This window comes from Thermodesulfovibrio sp., assembly GCF_049969575.1.
In the GTDB taxonomy this organism is placed as follows: Bacteria; Nitrospirota; Thermodesulfovibrionia; order Thermodesulfovibrionales; family Thermodesulfovibrionaceae; genus Thermodesulfovibrio; species Thermodesulfovibrio obliviosus.
In genome coordinates, this window is the sequence record NZ_JBMFOO010000002.1 from 52975 (window position 1) to 70735 (window position 17761).

Consider the following 17761-nt stretch of genomic DNA (forward strand, 5'->3'; position numbering starts at 1 on the left):
TAGTTGTTGCACTGTAGTCAAGATAAATCATTAAATTTATGTTATTATTTATATTATGAAAATTCAATTTTTCGGAGCAACAAAGACTGTTACTGGTTCCTGCTTTCTTCTTAAAGCTGAAAACCATAGCATCCTCATTGATTGCGGACTGTTTCAAGAAGATGAAAAAGAGTATTTAAACTACGAACCCTTCACCTTCAATCCAAAGAAAATAGACCTGATGATTCTTACTCATGCCCATCTGGACCATTCTGCCCTTATCCCAAAACTTGTAAGAGAGGGCTTGAGATGCAAAATTATAACAACTCCTGCTACAAAGGACCTTCTTGAAATAATGCTCTTTGATGCATTAAAGGTACAAAAAAATGAAAACTACAAAAAGCCCCTTTACGATGAAGAAAACATATACAGGGCATTAAAACAAATAGAAACACTGCCTTATCAAAGAACTTTAAAATTCAACGAAATACAGATAACCCTCTTTGATGCAGGACATATTCTTGGAGCAGCTACTGTTCAGTTAAATATTAATGGTAAAAAAGTTGTATTTTCAGGAGACATTGGAAGAAGTGGTTATCCTATTTTAAGAGATCCCGAAACTCCTGAGGAAGCAGATTGGCTTGTTTTAGAATCCACCTATGGAAACAGAGTTCATAAAAGTCTTGATGAAAGCATTAACGAGCTTGTTCAGGCAATAAAGGATACTTTTCAAAAAGGTGGAAATGTAATAATTCCAGCCTTTGCTGTAGGAAGAACTCAGGATTTGCTTTACATTCTTAACAAAACCGTAAGACAGGGACTTCTTCAGCCTGTAAATGTCTATCTTGACAGCCCTCTTGCTGAAGAAGCAACTAAAATATATCTCTCCCATCCAGAGCTTTTTGATGATGAAGCTTTAAGAGAAATGAAAAACTCCAATCGTTTATCTATAAAACTTCACTTTGTAAAAACTGTGGAAGAATCAAAAAAGCTAAACTCAATCAAATCAAATGCTGTTATTATTGCTGGAAGTGGAATGTGTCAGGGTGGAAGAATTGTATATCATCTTTATCATAACATTGATAGAGAGGAATGTAGTATCATTTTTGCAGGATTTCAGGCTAAAGGAACTCTTGGGAGAAAAATTGTTGATGGAGAAAAAGAAGTTTCAATTCTCGGTAAAATGCTACCTGTAAGAGCAAAGGTTTACACAATTGGTGGTTTCTCAGCCCATGCTGACAGGGATGAACTTCTCAAGTGGCTTCAGTCAATAAAAACAAAACCGGAAATCTTTCTCGTCCACGGTGAAGCAGAAGTTATTGAAGCTTTCAAAAACTCCATAGAAGAAAAATTCGGATTTCCATGCAGGATTCCAGAAAGACTCTCCGTTTATGAAATTTAACAGATACTTCATCAATGAAAATTTCTTTATAAAACTTATTGAATTTCCAGCACTTTATAACATAAAAACAGACGAGCTTTACAGCATTGATGAAAAGGCATTAAAAATACTTAAAAGTATTGAAACCGGCAACCTCTTAAATATCAACGGAAAAGATGAAAAAGAATTCATAACATACTGCATAAACGAAGGAATCCTTACTGAAAAGCCTCAAAAAAGAATTAAAACTGTAATTAAACAATCACCAATTCCCTCACTTAGATATCTTGAGTTACAGATTACAAATCAATGTAATCTCCGATGCAAACACTGTTTCGTTGAGAGAGATAAACCGCAAAGTCTGTCTTTTGAAAAAATTAAAAAAATTCTCAAAGAATTTGAACAGATGCAGGGATTGAGAGTTCTAATTACAGGTGGAGAGCCTCTGCTACATCCTGAATTTGAAAAAATCAATGATTTTATAACAAACCTTGCCATAAGAAAAATTCTTTTTACCAATGGAGTTTTGCTTACTGATGATGTATTGAAAAATCTGAATGTTGAAGAAATCCAAATAAGCCTTGACGGAATGAAAAAGGGACATGAAATTTTAAGAGGAAAAGGAACATTTGATAAAACTCTGCAGGCAATAAAAAGGGCAATTGAATACGGATTTCAGGTATCCGTGGCAACAGTAATTCATAAAGGCAATCTTACAGATTTTAAGGAGCTGGAAAACCTTATTAAAACCTTAGAAATAAGGGAATGGACAGTGGATGCCCTCACAATAACAGGGAATTTAAGGCTTCATCAGGAACTGTGGGTACCTCCAAAAGAGGCATATAAAATCATGCAAAGATACGGATTCTCTATGGAAGACCATCCAAGAGCAGAAGAATACGGGTGTGGTAGTCATTTGCTTACTGTGCTTTCAAGCGGTCTTGTAGCCTTTTGCTCTTTCTATGAAGAGGAACCAATAGGTAGCATTGATGAAGGATTGGAGAATCTATGGAAAAAGAAAAAACAGATTATATTAAGTGAGCTTGAATGTGCAAAAATCAAATGTCCCTTTCTTCAGGAATGCAGAGGTGGTTGCAGATTCAGAGCAATGGCTTTAACTGGCAGAAAAAATGCGCCAGATTTTTTTAAATGTTACCAGTTTGGCAGGCTAAATCCTTAGCCCTTTCATATTCCTTCCATAAAGCCTCTTTAGTTAATCCTTCATGTTCAATGAAATCCCATGGTAGATAATCTCTAAAAGATTTAATTTCATAGAGGCTGTCCTTGACTTCATCAAAGATTTTCCCGAAGTTTTCTCCCTCTGAAATCCTCTCAATCACTGAAATTGCCTTTCTTGATGCTCTTGCAAAGTATCCCTCCATGTAAGAGTATTTTGGAACTTCATGAACAAGCTTGAATCCCTTAATCTGCAATGTATCTCTTTTCAATTTTTTCAATTTCTCTTTAACTTTCTCATACTCCTCCATCCTGTGCCATTGAAAGGGAGTAAAAGGCTTTGGAACAAATATGCTTACACTTGCTACTGTCCTGCGAGGGAAAACATCTCTGATTTTTTTAATGAGTTTAACTATTTCATCAATCTCTTCATCTTTTTCAAAAGGAAGGCCTATCATAAAATAAAGCTTCAGAGTTTCTACACTGGTTTGTTTAAGTTTGTCTGCTATGGTGAGAAGATCTTCTTCACTGATTTCTTTTTTTATTATTTTTCTTAATCTCTGAGAACCTGCTTCTGGAGCAAGAGTAACGGTTTTCTGTGATACAAGATTTTTTAGGATTTCAATGGTTGTTTTATCTGCCCTCAGGGAAGTAAAAGATAATTCAACGCCTTGAATTTTGAGTAATTCTTTTAGCTCACTGTAAGCTGTCAGAGAAGGAGCTATTATTCCTGCTTTAATGGGTTTTAGATTTTCAATTATTTCTCTTAATTTTTCAAAAGAAGCTTTCCTTACAGGCTTATAAACATATCCCACAAGACAGAATCTGCAACTGAAAGGGCATCCACGCATACTTTCTAAAAGAAACATGTTGGAAAATACAGCCTCTTCAGTAATTATCTGGGAAAAATTGAATTTTTCTGCAAAATCTTTACAGTAAACCTTCTTAATTTTTTCTGGAGCATTTTTCCACAAAATTCTCCTTCCTTTTAATTTTCCCTGAAAATATACTTCTTCGTATGCTTCAGGAACATAAAAACCATCAAGGTTCATAAGCTCTTTTTTTAAATTCTCCTTAAAATCTTCCAGATAGCAACCTTCCTTAATAGTTCTGTAAACTTCTATGAATTTATCAATAACTTCTTCAGCCTCACCGATAAATAAAGCATCAAAAATTTCTGCAACAGGTTCAGGATTGCTGAAAGCTCCAACTCCACCTGCAACAACAAGGGGATGATTAAAGTCTCTCTCTGAAGTATAATGAGGAATTCTGCCAAGTTTTAATATTTTTAGAATATTTGGATAGTCATTTTCAAAACAAAGACTGAAAGCCACTATATCAAACTCATAAAGCGGTGTTTTTGATTCAAATGACACAAGGGGATGATTTATAAAATCCTGCTCTTTCTCGGGAAGAAAAGCTCTTTCACAGACAACATCCTTTCTTTGATTAAAAAGCCTGTAAACAGCTTGAAACCCCAAGTTTGATATGCCAACCTGGTATAGATTTGGATATATGAGACATATCTTTATTCTGCCACCATGCTCCTTAAAAATCGTACCCTTTTCTTTTTTCAGAAGAGCATCAATTCTGTTAAATATTTTTCTCATTCAGAATTTTATATTTCTTTCTCAAATAAGCTGGTATATCAATCTCATCTTCAATATCTGTAGGAATCTCTTTTGAGGGTTCCTTTAAAATTATAGAGTCTTCAGAGGACTGTATTTTTAATTTTTCTTCTGGAGAATTTGATTCCGTCTCACAAGAGATATCAACTTCCTTATTTTCAGAGGAAGTAGATAAATGTTTTTCTGAATTTGGTGGATTTTCCACTTTTTCATTTACTGAATGAAGATTTAACGAAGAAAGAGATTGAATATCTTTTGAGATGATTCTCTTTGTTTGTTTTAAAGAAATACTACTACCTTTTGGCATCCACTTCTCAGTGGAGCTTAAATTTATCTCCTCAGTTTTGTCTTCAAATCCTGTTGCAATAACTGTAACATATATCTCGTTTTCTATTTCAGACTTTATTACAGTTCCAAATATTATGTTTGCCTCTTCATGGGCAACATCGTAAATTGCTCCTGCAATTTCCTGTACTTCATCAAGAGTAAGATCAAATCCTCCTGTAATGTTTATCAATATTCTTTTTGCTCCCTCTATTGATGTTTCTTCAAGCAGTGGATTATTAATTGCACGGCGAGCGGCCTCAGCTGCACCTTCCTGTTTTGTGCATGTTCCAAGCCCAATTACTGCCTTACCAGAGTTTTCAATAATAGTCCTTACATCTGCAAAGTCTCTATTTATAAAGCCAGGACTTAAAATGAGGTCTGAAATTCCCTGAACAGCCTGTCTTAAAATGTCATTGGCAATTGCAAAAGATTTTACAAGAGGAGTTCCTTTTTCAACAACCATGTGAATTCTGTCATTGGGAATAATAATGATTGTATCCACATATTTTTTCAACTCTTTTATTCCCACAACAGCATTTTGAAGCCTTTTTTTGCCTTCAAAATAAAATGGCTTTGTGACAACTGCTACTGTTAGTATTCCCAGTTCTTTTGCTAAAGAAGCGATCACAGGCGCTGCGCCTGTTCCTGTTCCTCCCCCCATCCCTGCTGTTATAAAAATTAAATCTGAGCCTTCAATACAGGAAAGAAGAGTGTCTTTGTCTTCCAGCGCTGACTTCTTACCAAGTTCAGGGTCAGAGCCTGCTCCAAGACCTTTTGTAAGCTCCTTTCCAATCTGAACCTTTACAGGAGCCAGGGATATTTCAAGGTGCTGTATGTCAGTATTGACTGCTATAAACTCAACTCCATAAACCCCTGAAGAAATCATTGTATTTACAGCATTTGTCCCGGCTCCTCCAACTCCTATAACTTTTATCTTTGCTACAGGTCTTTCCACTTCTTCAATTTCAAACATCTTGTCCCTCCTTCTTTGGTTTTATACAAATTTTTTCAATCCCTTTTCAAACCATGTTAGAATTTTATTAAAAACTCCTTCAAAGCCTGAATTTGATTCATTATAGTGTCCTGTTTTTAATACATAAATAAAAGTGCCTACGGTTGAAGAAAACTCAGGATTGTAAATTCCTTCTATTTCTTCCTCATTAAAAGGAGTCTCATCTAACCCAAGTTCATAAGCCATTTCCATAAGTCCTGCATCAGGTTTTCCTATTCTTGCAGGAATTGATAGAAATCCTTCAGCCAGAGAAACAAAACCCTGCAAAAGAGAAGTTCCACCTGTAAATACTGCTGAAGATATTGAATCAAGAGGAATTGAGTCAAGCTCCTTTTTAATGATTTCAAGAATTTCCTCACATCTTGCATAAACTATTTCTTTTATTACAGTCATGGGAATTTTTATAGAATGCTTATCAATCCCGACAATTTCTATTTCATCCTTATCTTTTTCAAACTTCAAATCTCCGAAGCTAATATCAGGCATTGCCACTGCAAACTGGGTTTTTATTCTTTCTGCTTCTCTGAATGGTATCTTTAACCCTATTGCCAGATCATTTGTAATGTGATTACCTCCAACGCCATATGTTGCCACATGCTTTAAATAACCATCTTGAAATACAGCAATGTCTGTACTTCCTCCACCAATATCAACAACCACAGTTCCCATTTCTCTGTCATGTTCTGTAAGAGTAGCTTCAGCGGATGCTATACTCTGCAGCACAATTTCTTCAACTTCAATTCCTGCTTTATTACAGCAAGTAACAATATTCTGAATGTGAGATGATGAAGCAGTTATAATATAAACCCTTGCTTCAAGCCTTAATGCCTTCATGCCAACAGGGTCTTTTATTCCATTTACTCCATCTACAATAAACTCAACAGGCAAAATATGAACCGCTTGTCTGTCAGAAGGAATTCTCATGGCAGTTGCTGCTTCAATTGCTAAATCAACATCTTGCTCTGTCACTTCTTTTTTTCTTACCTTGACTGCTGCATTACTGTAAATACCTTTGATATCATTTCCTGAGGCACAGACATAAGCTTTTTTCATCTTTAATCCTGTAGTGGTTTCTATCTCCTGTAAAGCTCTTTTAATAGAAGTGCTCATTGCTTCCATGTCAACTATTTTACCTTTCTTTAAACCAGCAGAAGGATAACTTCTCATAAAATTGATCTTTACTCTTGAATTCTCAATTTTTGCTGAAGCAAAAGCTATTTTTGTTGTTCCAATATCTATTACTGCAATCTCACTCATCTTTCAAATCCTGCTGAACTGGTTTTACTATTACTCTATCAGGAAATCTTAAATCAATGTATTGCACATTTAGTCCTCTTTTTTGAATTTCAGCATTAACAATGAGATACTTGGCAAACTTTATCTCAAAGTCTCCTTTACCTACAATAATTGGAAAATCATTTATGTAAAGAGTAAGAGTATCTGGATTATTGCCTGTTATGGTTATTTCATCTTCAGTTTTTATAAAGCCTTTATTGCTAATAAAATTCAGTAATTTCACAGCTTCCTCAAAAGTTTCCCTGTTTTTAAAGGGATCAATATTTTTTATAACTGGCAATAATAAAGGCTTATGGTTTGCTGATGCCTGAATCTCTTGAGTAAAATCCTCAAGAATCTGAGCTTCATAATCAATTAAATAGGCTTTTTCATTAAACATGGCAACAGCAACTGGACTGGATTCTTTTATATAAATCGTTATTGTACCATTTAAATCTTTTCTTATTATCGCATCCTTTATCCAAGGCGTTTTTTTTAGTCTTTCATATAAGCTCTTAGATGATGGATAAATTATAGAACTTCCCTCCTTTATGCCTATGATTGACCTGATTTCTTTTTCATTAAGATGTTTATTGCCAATAATGACAATATGCCTTACAGTAAGTCCTTCAGAATATAAAAATACTACCATTAAAATGAAAAAAACTCCCACGAGAATTATCCATTTTTTATTCTTCATCTTTCAGTGCAAGCTCAAGAATTTCTTTAACAAGACTTTTAAAATCATAGCCTGAAAGAGACGCTATTTTGGGTAAAAGCGAAGTCTCTGTCATTCCAGGAATTGTATTTACCTCAAGAACATAGGCATTATTCTTCTCATCAACGAGCATATCAACTCTTGTAGCACCTTTACAGCCCAATGCCTGATGAGCTTTAAGCCCAAGCTCTTTAAGTTTTTCATAAACAGAAGCATCTATCTCTGGAGGAAGTATATAATCAGTGAGCCCCTTTGTATATTTTGCTTCATAACTGTAAAACTCCTTTTTAGGTCGAACTTCAACTCCTCCAAGAGCTCTATTGCCAAGAACACCAATGTGAATTTCTTTACCTTCAATATATTTTTCTAAAATTGCCCTGTTGCCATATTTAAAGGCTTCTTTAAGAGCTTCATCAAGTTCTTTTTCGCTTCGAACAATATTTACTCCTACTGAAGAGCCTTCATGTGCTGGTTTTACAACAAGAGGAAAACTGAGAGGCTGAAGGCTGAAAGCTGAAGAAAGATAATCACTTTTATAAACTGTTTTAAATGGAGGCACAGGGATGCTATGATATAGAAATATTTTCTTTGTTGCCTCTTTGTCCATTGCCAGAGCTGAAGCAAGAACTCCTGAACCAGTGTATGGAATTCCCATAACTTCAAGCATTCCTTGAACTCCGCCATTTTCTCCCCATCCTCCATGAAGAACCAGAAAGGCTACATCAATTTTTTCCTGTTTTATTTTCTCACAGAGGTCAGTGCCTGCATCTATAAAAACTGTATTAAATCCAAGTTCCCTTAAAGCATTAAAAACTGCCTGCCCACTTTTAAGAGAAACCTCCCTTTCAGATGATATTCCTCCTGCTATTACACCAACTCTCATAACTGTCCTCCTAAAATTTTTATTTCAGGTTCTAATTCAATAGAAAAAAGTTTGAATACTTTTTCTCTAACAATATCCATTAATCTAAGAAAATCACTTGCCTTACCTCTGCCGGTATTTATAAAGTAGTTAGCATGAACAGGACTTACAACTATATCTCCGATTCTCATTCCCTTTAATCCTGCTTTATCTATTAAGGCACCTGCTGAATGCCCCTCGGGATTTTTAAATACACAACCAGCAGATCTATCTGTTAAAGGTTGTGTTTCTATTTTTTTCTTAAGAAATTCCTTCATTTTTTTAAAAGGCTCACCACTTTTTAAGCTGAATCTGGCAGATTTAATAATCCAAGATTCAGGCAGCCCTGAACTCCTGTATTTAAAATTCATATTCTGCTTTTTTAAAACCTTTATCTCCAGCTGATCAGTAATAACTTCCACTTCCTCAAGACTGTCCTTTATTTCATATCCAAAAGAGCCTGCATTGCCTTTTACAGCACCTCCAACTGTTCCCGGGATACCAACAAGTCCTTCCATACCTGAAAGATTTCTTTTCAAAACAAAGGCAGCAAGCCTTTGAAGCTTTACTCCAGCTGAAGCCCTGATTTTAAATTCTTCAATATCTATTCTGTTCATTCTTTTTGTATTGATTATCACTCCTCTGAATCCACTATCACTTATGAGTAAGTTACTACCTCCTCCTATAACATAATAGGCTAATCCCTCGTTTTTTATTACTTCAATCAAATCCACAATACTGTCTTCCTCTGAAAATGCTATTAAATCCGCCTGCCCTCCAATTTTCAAAGTGGTATATTCAGATAGAGGCTCATATTTTTTATAAATCAATCCCTTTTCTTTACAGAAAATTTCAATATTTTTCATAGCCTTTCCAGCAAAGCTTCACCAATTTTATAAACATCTCCTGCTCCAATGGTAAAAACAACATCTCCTTCCTTTATTTCTTTTAAAATATCATCCTTAATCTTTTCTTTGTCTGGATTAAATCTAACATTTACACCAGCATTTTTCAGTTTTTCGTATAAAATTTCACCACTCACTCCTTCAATAGGAGGTTCACTGGCAGGATATATATCCATAAGGAATAAAACATCAGTCTTCCGCAATGTGCTTTTAAATACCTTAATAAACTCTTCCATTAAATCCCTTGTTCTTGTGTATCTGTGAGGTTGAAAGATCACGCAGAGTCTTTCTGGTTTCAACCATAAAGCAGTTTTTATTACAGCCTTTATTTCTGTTGGATGATGTCCATAGTCATCATAAAATTTTATACCCTTTTTTTCTCCTTTAAACTCAAATCTTCTGCCAATTCCTTTAAAACTCTCAAAAGATTCTTTCACTTTTTGCATAGGCACTGAAAGCTCCTTTGCCACAATTATTGTTGCCAGAGCATTCAAAACATTGTGTTTTCCTAAAACAGTAATAGTAAATCTTCCAAGAGATTTCTCTTTGAAAAAGGCATTAAAGGAAACCTTTGGTGGTGAATATTCAATATTTTTTGCATAAAAATCAAAGGCTTTATCAAATCCATATGTCACATATCTTCTTGTTAAATGAGGAATTAAATCCCTTATATGCCTGCACTCTCCACAGAGAATTGAAAGACCATAAAAGGGAACTTTATTTGCAAATTCAACAAAAGCCTTTTTAATTCTTCTGAGATTTTTAAAATAATCAAGATGTTCTCTATCAATGTTTGTTATCACAGAAATAGCTGGAGTAAGCTTTAAAAAACTCCCATCACTTTCATCAGCCTCAGCTACAAGAAACTCACCCTGACCAAGCTTTGCATTGCTTCCAATTGACTTGAGCTTTCCTCCTACAATCACTGTGGGATCAAATCCAGCATCAGTCAAAACAGTGGCAATTAAGGAAGTGGTTGTTGTTTTTCCGTGGGCACCAGCAACCAGAATTGAATATTTCAGTCTGCAGAGTTCAGCAAGCATTTCAGCTCTTGGAATAACAGGAATTCCAAACTCCTTTGCTTTGACAATTTCAGGATTATCAGGCTTTACTGCTGAAGAAAATACGACCACATCTGTTTCATCAATGTTGTCTTTGCTATGCCCGATGAATACTTTTATTCCAAAATTTCTTAATCTTTTAACAGTATCAGACTCTTTTATGTCAGAGCCTGTTACAGTATAACCCATATTATGAAGAACCTCAGCAATACCACTCATCCCAATTCCACCAATACCAACAAAATGAATTTTTTTATAATGATACATTTCTCCTCCTTATCAGGGTTTCAGCAATCTCTATAATTTTTTCTCCTGCTTTTGGTTTCCCAAAGGCAAGACTTGCTCTCTGCATCTCTTTTATGACTTCTGGACTATTTAAAATCTCGTTGATCTTTTTTGCAAGGTTCTGTCCATTTAAATCTCTATCAAGAATAAGTTCACAGGCACCACGACTAAAAAGCCTTCGAGCATTCATCTCTTGATGATTATATGCAGCATAGGGATATGGAATCAGAATTGACGCTTTGCCAATAGCTGTAATCTCTGCTACAGTAGAGGCTCCTGCCCTTGAAATTACTAAATCTGCTACATTGTAAGCCTCTGCCATATCATATATAAAGGGTAAAACAGTGGCTTTGAATGAAAGATTTTTATATTCAGCAGAAACCCAGTTTAAATCGTTCTGTCCTGTTTGATGAATTATCTGAATCCTGTCCTTTAAAGGAAGCAAATATGGAAGAGCTTCTGTCATAGCTTTATTTATTTTTCTTGCACCAAGACTTCCTCCAAAAATCAGTATAGTGAGTTTTCCTTCTTTTATATTAAAAAGTTGTTTCGCTTTTTCTAAATCGCCTTCTAAGATTTTTTTTCTAATTGGCGTTCCAGTAAGATAAACCTTTTGTTTTGGAAAATAATCAATGGTTTCAGGATAACTTACTGCAACTGCTGAAGCAACTCTTGCAAGTATCTTATTTGCAAGTCCTGGAACAGTATTTTGTTCAAGAATAATTGTAGGGATTTTTTTTAAAGCAGCTGTTAAAACAACAGGAAAAGAAGCATACCCTCCTACACCAAAAACAACATCCGGTGAAAAAGCCTCTAAAATATTTTTTGATTCAGATATGGATTTAAAAAGAGTTATAATACTCTTTAGTTTTTGTCCAGCGGACTTTCCAACAAATCCTTGAATAGATATAAATTTTAATTCATATTTTGTCTTAGGAATAACCTTTGATTCCAATCCTCTTTGAGTTCCTACAAAAACAATCTTTGCTTCAGGATATTTCTGATCAATACATTCTGCAAGAGCCAATCCAGGAAAAAGATGTCCTCCTGTTCCACCACCAGCTATGATAACTTTCATGAAAATCTTTTACCTCTCCAGTATTTATATGTTCTTAATTTTGTTTTTCTCTGAGGTAATACCTCTGTCAAGCCTTTATCCGAGTTGAATCTTGAAAGATTAAGCAAAACTCCAATAGCAATAAAATTAATAACCAGAGCAGAACCACCATAGCTTATAAAGGGCAGAGGAAGTCCCTTTGTTGGTGCCATACCTGTTACAACAGCAAAGTTTATCAATGCCTGAATAGAAATCATAATTGTAATCCCTGAAGCAAGAAAGTAATAAAAAGGCTCTGACTGTTTCATAGCAATGTTTAATCCTTTGAGACATATCAAAAAAAATAAAACAACCACCGTAGCTGCTCCTATAAATCCCATCTCTTCTCCAATATGAGCAAATATAAAATCAGTATGTATTTCAGGTAAAAAGGCAAGCTTTTGTTTTCCTTCTCCAAGTCCCTGGCCTGTAAGACCTCCGCTTCCAAGTGCAATCAATGATTGAACAAGCTGGAATCCACTTCCCTGAGGATCAGCCCAGGGGTCAAGAAAAGAGATTATTCTTTTCCACCTGTAAGGCTCCTTAGCAAGATAGAACACAATAGGAATAGCAAGCAAAACAGTGCCTCCTAAGAATCTTAAGCTTACTCCTCCTATAAAAAGCATAAGGAAAGTAATTATTCCCAGCGTCATTGCTGCACCAAAATCCGGCTGTTTTAGAAAAATCAACTGAAAAATAGCCATCAATCCTATGGGAATTATAAAATGCTTGATACTTTCTTTATTGTAGCCATCTCTACTCAAATACCATGCAAGAAAAAAGACCATAGCAAGCTTTACAAGCTCTGAAGGCTGAAATGAACTGGGCCACAATCTGAGCCATCTTCTGGCTCCTCCTGCAGTAACTCCCAGAGGAGTAAAAACTGCTATAAGCATTATAAAAGAAATAATAAGCAATGGGAAAACAATTTTTTTTAATTTTTCTGGTGATAAAAAGATAAACACAATCATAAAGAAAAAACTTATAATTAATGTAAAAAGTTGTCTTTGTAAATAAATCATTCCTCCCTTATTTGCATATTTTGCCTTAACAGAGGCTAAAACAGAAGTAGAACTGTAAACTGCAATAAGTCCGATTACAACAAGCAAAGCCACTACAATTATAAGTGTTTTATCAATAGAGCCTCTTTTCATAATGAGTTCACAATATCCTTAAATACTTCTCCCCGATGTTCAAAATTCCTGAACATGTCAAAGCTTGCGCATCCAGGAGAAAGAAGCACTACATCTCCTTCACTGGCAATTTCTTTTGCTTTCAATACAGCAGATTTCATATCGTTCTCAAAATAATAGGGTACTAAATCTCCAAGAGCATCTGCTATTTTTTGCTTTGCCTCACCAATAAGCACTAAAGCCTTTACTTTCTTTTTTACAATCTCCCTTAACTGAGAAAAATCTCCATCTTTGTCTCTTCCTCCGGCAATTAAAATCACATTGTCAGGGAAACTTTCAAGAGACTTCGCTACTGCATCAACATTGGTTCCCTTTGAATCATTTACATAGACTACCCCGTTTATTTCCCTTACAAATTCCATTCTATGCGGAAGCCCTGGAAATTCTTTAACAACTTCTTTTATGCTTTCTCCTCTGCATCCAGCACAAAGAGCAAGTAAAGCTGCTGCCATTATATTTTCAATGTTATGAACTCCCTTTATTTTAAATGTGCTTACAGGAAGCACTGTATTTTCCATCTCTGAAAAAATGCTCTGAGGAATCTCTTCTCTTGGATTGAACCGAACTTCATTGTCTTTTAAATAAGCTCCATAGACACGTTGAAATCTACTAAAGTAAAAAATCTGTGGAAGTTTACCTTTTTTCAGATAAACGTTTCTTAAATATTCAATAACAGCTACTGTATTTTTGTCATCCATATTTAAAACTAAATAATCATCTCCTGTCTGATTTTGAAAAATTTTTGCTTTTGCTTCAATATATTCTTTCATTTGACAGTATCTATCCATGTGATCTCGAGTAATATTTAAAATTGTTGCAAGCTCTGGTTTGAAGTTTTTTATTCCTTCAAGTTGAAAACTTGAAAGCTCCAAAACAAGATATTCAATATCCAGCTGTTTATTTAAAATTTTTAAAACAGCATCTGCCATGGGATACCCGATGTTTCCTGCAAGGCATACTCTTTTACCATCTTTTCTTAAAAATTCATAAACAAGTGTTGAAGTTGTAGATTTTCCATTAGAACCTGTAATGCCTACTGTCTTTACCTCTGGATTCACTAAATTCAGTATCTGCCAGCTAAGTTCTATCTCACCAATAACTGGAATTCCCTTATAGATTGCTGAAACAATTGAAGGAGTACTTAATGGAACTCCTGGACTTACAACAACCACTTCAGCATCCTCAAAAGCTTCTGGTGGATGTCCACCTCCTATTATTTTAAAGCGTTCAAAGCATTCAAATTGTTTAAGTTGTTCAATATCTTTTAAGATTTCTTCTTCGCTTTTTTTATCATTTATTGTTAATGTTGCACCAAGACTCAATAGGAGTTTTGCTACTGCCAGGCCACTTTTACCAGCTCCTATGATTGCTACTTTTTTGTTTTCCAGCTCAGATAGTTCGTTTATTATTTTTTGCATTTTTTACCCTCTTCTTGGAAGTCTTTTTCACTTTATTTTTATTTACCTTTACTTTTTTACTTAATTTTTGTTTGCTTTTGTAAGAAACTGGCATTACTGGTTTTTCTTCTGAAAGTTTGACCACAGGCTCTCCTTTACCTGCAAGAACATCTTCTGCTCTGGCAATTAATTGTTGGGTATCTTCCCACAGTTTTTCCCTGTTAGTATCTCCAAGAATTGCTGTATAAACAAGTCTATCCTTTACCTTATAAGCACTAACAAAACAATGCCTTGCTTTTCTTGTGTATCCTGTTTTACCTCCTATCATATTATCCTCTGACCATAGCAGATGATTGGTATTTTGAATAAAGTGTTCTCTGCCATTTTGAGCTTTTACCAGATAAACACGGGTATTTATAGCTTCCTTTATAAGTGGATAGGCAAGAGCATGAGACATTATTTTTGTTAAGTCATAAACAGTTGTGCACTGTCCTTTACCTGGCAGCCCACTGGCATTTATAAATTTCGTATCCTTTGCTCCAATATACTTTACTTTTTCATTCATAAGCTTTACAAAATTTTGCTCACTTCCTGCTGTAGCTTCTGCCAGAGCAACTGCTGCAGAGTTTACAGAACGCATCAAGGCAAGATAAACAAGATCTCGCACTGTATAAACTTCTCCTCGCATCAGTTTAGGTGAAACACCTGGGGTTTGAGCTGCTTTTTTTGATATTGTTACTTTCTGCTGAGGGTCAAGTTTTTCAAGAGCAACCATAACTGTGACAAGTTTTGTTGTGCTTGCTGGTGGAAGTTTCATGTGAGGATTCTTACCATAAAGAATTTTACCTGTCTGAGCATCCACTGCAACAGCACTTGGAGCATCAATATCCTGAGAAGAGTATGCAGCAGAAGCATAAAGCAAAAATACAAATAAAAAAACCATCTTTGAAAAAATTCCTAAAATACTTGAAAGGTTTAACATGTCCTCACCTCAGTTTTAAAGTTAAAAGACTTAAAAGAGCAAGTATTATTCCTATTATCCAGAATCGAACGATAACTTTCGGCTCTGGCCACTTTTTTAACTCAAAATGATGATGAAGGGGAGCCATGCGAAAAATTCTCTTGCCATTCGTTAATTTAAAATAACTCACCTGAAGAATTACAGATAAAGCCTCCACAACAAATATTCCACCAACCAGAGCCAGAACTATCTCGTGTTTTGTTATAACTGCAAGGCTTCCAAGAGCTCCTCCAAGACTGAGTGAGCCTACATCTCCCATAAAAACTTCAGCAGGATAAGAATTATACCATAAAAAACCAAGACAGGCTCCAAGCATTGCTCCACAGAAAACTGCCAGTTCCCCTGTGCCCGGGATATAAAGAACATAGAGATATTTAGCAAATACAGCATGACCTGATATATAAAGAAGAACAGCATTTACAATAGAGGCAATTCCTACAAGACCTGCTGCAAGTCCATCCATTCCATCTGTAAGATTAACAGCATTTGAAGTTCCAACCATTACAAAAATAGCAAAAGGCAGATAAAATACTCCAAGATCAATAAGCCATTGTTTGAAAAATGGAATACTTAAAACAGTGGTATAAGGATCCTTTGGATTAAAATAGAGAAAAAGAGTTACAGATAAAGCAAGTAAAAATTGAGCAACCAATTTATATCTACCTGGTAGTCCTTTGTAATTTTTTCTTGTTATTTTTAAGTAATCATCTACGAATCCTATAAAACCAAAGCCTAAAAAACTAACAATCATAATCCATACATAATGATTTCTCAGATTAGCCCATAAAAGGACTGAGAGGAAAACTGATGCAATTATTATTATTCCTCCCATTGTAGGAGTCCCTTCTTTCTTAAGGTGTGTTTTTGGCCCATCATCTCTTATATGCTGGGTAAGACTTAATCTTTTAAGCCATCTTATGCAAGAAGGAGCAATAATAAATGTAAAAAAGAAAGATGTAAGTATTGCAAGCATTGTCCTAAAAGTAATGTAGCGAAATACATTAAGTACTGAAAACTGGTCACTTAAACTGTAAAGAATTTCATAAAGCATTACCTTTTTCCTCTTTCCTTAGATTGTTCAAGTAATATATCAAGAATTTGCTCCATTTTCATGGCTCTTGAACCTTTTATTAAAATAATTTCAGAACCTGTAAGCTGTTCTTTTAAAAACTGAGCTGCCAGGGCAGGCTCATCAAAAACCTCTCCTTTAACATATCTTAAAGCATTCTTCATAAATGTGCCTACTCCAACAAAAACTTCAATCCCTAACTCATGAATCCATTTACCAATTTCTTCATGAGCTACTGGAGCAAACTCTCCAAGTTCAAGCATATCACCGAGCACTGCAACTGCTTTTCTTGTTTTTTTTCTCCTTGCAAGTTCCTCTAAAGCTACCCTCATTGAAGAAGGATTAGCATTGTAAGCATCAAAAAATATTTCCATTCCATTAATTTTTATTATTTCTCCACGCATGGCTACAGGGTTGAAGAACTCTGAAACTTTCTGGACAATACATTTTGACACACCCAAGAAGGTTGCAACAGCAGCAGCTGCTGTTATGTTATAAATGTTGTATATTCCTGTTAAAGAAGTTTTTACAGGAAAGCTCAGAATATCAGTGCAAAAATCAAATTCAACATAGTCATCATAAAAATTAATTTTTTCAGCTCTAAAATCACACTGACTTCCCAATCCAAATGTTAAAATCTCTCCCTTGTAATCTTTAAGCCCCTCCATGAGAAAGCCATCATCGCCATTTACAAAAACTGTTTTAACAAAAGGAAGTATTTCAAGCTCTCCCTTTCTTACTCCTTCAATTGAGCCAAATCCTTCAATGTGCTCGTATCCAATGTTTGTAATCACTGCATAATCTGGATACACTATTTCGCAAAGTTCTTTTATATCTCCATGTCTGTTAGTTCCAAGTTCAAGAACCATTATCTCGGTATCATGTTCAATTTTACTAAGGCAGAGAGGAACTCCTATATTGTTATTGAAATTTCCCTCTGTCTTAAGAATCTTATATTTTTTTGACAACATGCCAGCAATTAATTCCTTTGTTGTAGTTTTACCATTACTTCCAACAACTGCAATAACTTTTCCTCTAAATTTTTTTCTTAAATATCTCGCCAGATTCTGTAATGCTTTTAGAGTATCATCAACCAGAACTACTGTTTTATTTTGAAAACTTATATCTGCTTGTTTAGAAATCACTGCACCACATGATTTTTGTAATGCCTCAATTAAAAAATCATGACCATCTCTTTTAGAACCTTTTAAAGCAAAAAATAAATCATTCTCTGTAATTGTTCTTGTATCAATTGATGCTCCTCTGAATACTTCTTCCCCTAAGGAAATTAACTTTCCTGCTGTGGCTTTTATTAAATCTTCAAGAGTAAACATAGC

The 17761-nt window shown here is 34.9% G+C and carries 15 protein-coding genes; 2 read left to right on the top strand and 13 right to left on the bottom strand.

Annotated elements, in window-relative coordinates; all coding sequences use genetic code 11:
• Positions 1 to 55: 55 nt before the first annotated feature.
• Both ACP5O9_RS00985 and ACP5O9_RS00990 read left to right on the top strand, forming a co-directional pair.
• Positions 56 to 1381 (top strand): MBL fold metallo-hydrolase RNA specificity domain-containing protein, encoded by a 1326-nt coding sequence (locus ACP5O9_RS00985; RefSeq protein WP_428723265.1) that lies wholly within the window; start codon positions 56 to 58, stop codon positions 1379 to 1381.
• Positions 1371 to 2540, top strand: a complete 1170-nt coding sequence (locus tag ACP5O9_RS00990; protein ID WP_428723266.1) for a radical SAM protein — start codon at positions 1371 to 1373, stop codon at positions 2538 to 2540. The genes ACP5O9_RS00985 and ACP5O9_RS00990 overlap by 11 nt, the downstream gene beginning before the upstream one ends.
• Here ACP5O9_RS00990 and ACP5O9_RS00995 read toward each other — a convergent pair.
• From ACP5O9_RS00995 to ACP5O9_RS01055, 13 genes are read right to left on the bottom strand one after another with little or no spacing between them, the layout of a single operon-like run.
• Positions 2506 to 4146 (bottom strand): radical SAM protein, encoded by a 1641-nt coding sequence (locus ACP5O9_RS00995; protein WP_428723267.1) that lies wholly within the window; start codon positions 4144 to 4146, stop codon positions 2506 to 2508. The two genes, ACP5O9_RS00990 and ACP5O9_RS00995, sit on opposite strands and share 35 nt — an antisense overlap.
• Complete coding sequence (gene ftsZ, locus ACP5O9_RS01000) at positions 4130 to 5464, bottom strand: cell division protein FtsZ (protein WP_428723268.1); 1335 nt, start codon at positions 5462 to 5464, stop codon at positions 4130 to 4132. The genes ACP5O9_RS00995 and ftsZ overlap by 17 nt, the downstream gene beginning before the upstream one ends.
• A 21-nt stretch (positions 5465 to 5485) precedes the next feature.
• Positions 5486 to 6760 (bottom strand): cell division protein FtsA, encoded by a 1275-nt coding sequence (ftsA, locus tag ACP5O9_RS01005; RefSeq protein WP_353686854.1) that lies wholly within the window; start codon positions 6758 to 6760, stop codon positions 5486 to 5488.
• Positions 6753 to 7478 carry a cell division protein FtsQ/DivIB gene (locus tag ACP5O9_RS01010; protein ID WP_424904678.1) on the bottom strand — a complete coding sequence of 242 codons (726 nt, stop codon included), beginning with the start codon at positions 7476 to 7478 and terminating at the stop codon, positions 6753 to 6755. Before ACP5O9_RS01010 ends, ftsA begins: the two co-directional genes overlap by 8 nt.
• Positions 7468 to 8379, bottom strand: a complete 912-nt coding sequence (locus tag ACP5O9_RS01015) for a D-alanine--D-alanine ligase (RefSeq protein ID WP_428723269.1) — start codon at positions 8377 to 8379, stop codon at positions 7468 to 7470. The genes ACP5O9_RS01010 and ACP5O9_RS01015 overlap by 11 nt, the downstream gene beginning before the upstream one ends.
• Entirely contained in the window at positions 8376 to 9263 is an 888-nt protein-coding gene (gene murB, locus ACP5O9_RS01020; protein WP_428723270.1) for a UDP-N-acetylmuramate dehydrogenase, read from the bottom strand. The genes ACP5O9_RS01015 and murB overlap by 4 nt, the downstream gene beginning before the upstream one ends.
• Positions 9260 to 10630 carry a UDP-N-acetylmuramate--L-alanine ligase gene (gene murC / locus ACP5O9_RS01025; RefSeq protein ID WP_428723271.1) on the bottom strand — a complete coding sequence of 457 codons (1371 nt, stop codon included), beginning with the start codon at positions 10628 to 10630 and terminating at the stop codon, positions 9260 to 9262. Before murC ends, murB begins: the two co-directional genes overlap by 4 nt.
• Positions 10617 to 11726: an undecaprenyldiphospho-muramoylpentapeptide beta-N-acetylglucosaminyltransferase gene (gene murG, locus ACP5O9_RS01030; protein ID WP_353686849.1), complete on the bottom strand. Its 1110-nt coding sequence runs from the start codon at positions 11724 to 11726 to the stop codon at positions 10617 to 10619. Before murG ends, murC begins: the two co-directional genes overlap by 14 nt.
• Positions 11723 to 12898: an FtsW/RodA/SpoVE family cell cycle protein gene (gene ftsW, locus ACP5O9_RS01035; RefSeq protein ID WP_428723272.1), complete on the bottom strand. Its 1176-nt coding sequence runs from the start codon at positions 12896 to 12898 to the stop codon at positions 11723 to 11725. Before ftsW ends, murG begins: the two co-directional genes overlap by 4 nt.
• Positions 12895 to 14355, bottom strand: a complete 1461-nt coding sequence (gene murD / locus ACP5O9_RS01040; protein ID WP_428723273.1) for a UDP-N-acetylmuramoyl-L-alanine--D-glutamate ligase — start codon at positions 14353 to 14355, stop codon at positions 12895 to 12897. Before murD ends, ftsW begins: the two co-directional genes overlap by 4 nt.
• Positions 14327 to 15316 carry a D-alanyl-D-alanine carboxypeptidase family protein gene (locus ACP5O9_RS01045; protein WP_424904671.1) on the bottom strand — a complete coding sequence of 330 codons (990 nt, stop codon included), beginning with the start codon at positions 15314 to 15316 and terminating at the stop codon, positions 14327 to 14329. Before ACP5O9_RS01045 ends, murD begins: the two co-directional genes overlap by 29 nt.
• 4 nt (positions 15317 to 15320) lie before the next feature.
• On the bottom strand, positions 15321 to 16406 hold the full coding sequence (mraY, locus tag ACP5O9_RS01050) for a phospho-N-acetylmuramoyl-pentapeptide-transferase (RefSeq protein WP_353686845.1): 1086 nt from the start codon (positions 16404 to 16406) through the stop codon (positions 15321 to 15323).
• Positions 16406 to 17758 carry a UDP-N-acetylmuramoyl-tripeptide--D-alanyl-D-alanine ligase gene (locus ACP5O9_RS01055; RefSeq protein WP_428723274.1) on the bottom strand — a complete coding sequence of 451 codons (1353 nt, stop codon included), beginning with the start codon at positions 17756 to 17758 and terminating at the stop codon, positions 16406 to 16408. Before ACP5O9_RS01055 ends, mraY begins: the two co-directional genes overlap by 1 nt.
• Positions 17759 to 17761: the final 3 nt, after the last annotated feature.

What these genes read in the sequence shown, in the direction of transcription:
- ACP5O9_RS00985 (WP_428723265.1), top strand. Translation starts at nt 56, where the DNA reads ATGAAAATTCAATTTTTCGGAGCAACAAAGACTGTTACTGGTTCCTGC.
- ACP5O9_RS00990 (WP_428723266.1), top strand. Translation starts at nt 1,371, where the DNA reads ATGAAATTTAACAGATACTTCATCAATGAAAATTTCTTTATAAAACTT.
- ACP5O9_RS00995 (WP_428723267.1), bottom strand. Translation starts at nt 4,146, where the DNA reads ATGAGAAAAATATTTAACAGAATTGATGCTCTTCTGAAAAAAGAAAAG.
- ftsZ (WP_428723268.1), bottom strand. Translation starts at nt 5,464, where the DNA reads ATGTTTGAAATTGAAGAAGTGGAAAGACCTGTAGCAAAGATAAAAGTT.
- ftsA (WP_353686854.1), bottom strand. Translation starts at nt 6,760, where the DNA reads ATGAGTGAGATTGCAGTAATAGATATTGGAACAACAAAAATAGCTTTT.
- ACP5O9_RS01010 (WP_424904678.1), bottom strand. Translation starts at nt 7,478, where the DNA reads ATGAAGAATAAAAAATGGATAATTCTCGTGGGAGTTTTTTTCATTTTA.
- ACP5O9_RS01015 (WP_428723269.1), bottom strand. Translation starts at nt 8,379, where the DNA reads ATGAGAGTTGGTGTAATAGCAGGAGGAATATCATCTGAAAGGGAGGTT.
- murB (WP_428723270.1), bottom strand. Translation starts at nt 9,263, where the DNA reads ATGAAAAATATTGAAATTTTCTGTAAAGAAAAGGGATTGATTTATAAA.
- murC (WP_428723271.1), bottom strand. Translation starts at nt 10,630, where the DNA reads ATGTATCATTATAAAAAAATTCATTTTGTTGGTATTGGTGGAATTGGG.
- murG (WP_353686849.1), bottom strand. Translation starts at nt 11,726, where the DNA reads ATGAAAGTTATCATAGCTGGTGGTGGAACAGGAGGACATCTTTTTCCT.
- ftsW (WP_428723272.1), bottom strand. Translation starts at nt 12,898, where the DNA reads ATGAAAAGAGGCTCTATTGATAAAACACTTATAATTGTAGTGGCTTTG.
- murD (WP_428723273.1), bottom strand. Translation starts at nt 14,355, where the DNA reads ATGCAAAAAATAATAAACGAACTATCTGAGCTGGAAAACAAAAAAGTA.
- ACP5O9_RS01045 (WP_424904671.1), bottom strand. Translation starts at nt 15,316, where the DNA reads ATGTTAAACCTTTCAAGTATTTTAGGAATTTTTTCAAAGATGGTTTTT.
- mraY (WP_353686845.1), bottom strand. Translation starts at nt 16,406, where the DNA reads ATGCTTTATGAAATTCTTTACAGTTTAAGTGACCAGTTTTCAGTACTT.
- ACP5O9_RS01055 (WP_428723274.1), bottom strand. Translation starts at nt 17,758, where the DNA reads ATGTTTACTCTTGAAGATTTAATAAAAGCCACAGCAGGAAAGTTAATT.